Source organism: Sporosarcina contaminans (genome assembly GCF_042679045.1).
GTDB lineage: Bacteria > Bacillota > Bacilli > Bacillales_A > Planococcaceae > Sporosarcina > Sporosarcina contaminans.
On sequence record NZ_JBHTLT010000024.1, the window covers coordinates 1 to 1,152 of the forward strand.

Genomic DNA, 1,152 nt, shown 5'->3' on the forward strand with positions numbered 1-1,152 from the left:
CACGACTAACCATAAACCAATCATTGGTGGAGTTGATGACGGTATATGGCGCCGTGTTAAAATCATTCCCTTTAATTTAAGTCTGAAACCACATCAGCGTGATAAGAAACTTGAAGAAAAATTATCCCTTGAAATGCCCGGGATCCTCAATTGGCTTGTGGAGGGGTGTCTGAAATGGCAGCAGTCGGGGTTGAAAGAGCCAAAAGTAGTTACCGATGCAACAGGAAACTATAAAGACGATATGGATATTCTTGCTCCATTCCTGTTGGAATCCTGTTATATTGACGAACCGAAAAATGAATCCATCCAAATAGAAGCAAAAGAACTTTATAACATTTACAACAATTGGTGTTTTAAAGCAGGAGAACGTGCTTTAGGTAATCGATCGTTTTATCGGATGCTCGAAACAAAAGGCTTCGGAAAAACTAAAGGGACCGGAAATAAGACGTTTTTAACAGGAATTACCATAANATGTTAAAAATTCCCAACACTAATATTATCAAGGGTTCAAGTTAGTTATTTTTATAAATAGTTATTTTAGTTATTGGGATTTTTATTCATTTAAAAAATAAAAACAATAAATATATATAGTATATATGGTTTCAGTAACAAGAAGATTCCCGATAACTTTAGTAACTTTTGGGGTTGAAAAACTCTCTAAACCCTTGATATACCAACATTTCAAAGGAGTTATTGAAGCTCTTTCTTTAGTAATTTTTGAAGGTTTCTCGGTAACTTTTCAGTTTTTCAATAACTGTCATAAGGAGGAACTATGATGATTGAAAAATTCATAGAGGAAAACATTGAAAAAGACCTCAACAATTTTGTAAGCTTTTCAGATTTACGAAAAAGATATTTGACTTTTTGTAAGCACTACGATGTGAAACCAGTATCGAAAAATAAATTTGCGCACGACTTGAGTAAGTACAACGTTGGAACGCGCGGTAGAAAAGGAATTAATTACAGCAACATAACCGGTAGGCATAACGTGAGGCTATTACCATGCAAGTATTAAAAATTCTATCTCTCATATGGAAATCCGGCGCTGAAATTTACCGGGATGAATCAGATGGACGATTGGCAATAAATAATGCGAAGAAAATTCCGGCAGGAGTTTTAAAAGCTGCTGAACCTATTTTTAATGACATCGAT

The 1,152-nt window shown here is 34.8% G+C and carries 1 protein-coding gene and 1 pseudogene; both read left to right on the plus strand.

Annotated features, from left to right (window positions below):
* Positions 1–469: pseudogene (locus tag ACFQ38_RS05240) on the plus strand (phage/plasmid primase, P4 family); the annotation flags it as partial.
* Positions 470–775: 306 nt separating this feature from the next.
* Positions 776–1,015 (plus strand): primase-like DNA-binding domain-containing protein, encoded by a 240-nt coding sequence (locus ACFQ38_RS05245; RefSeq protein WP_381479955.1) that lies wholly within the window; start codon positions 776–778, stop codon positions 1,013–1,015.
* Positions 1,016–1,152: the final 137 nt, after the last annotated feature.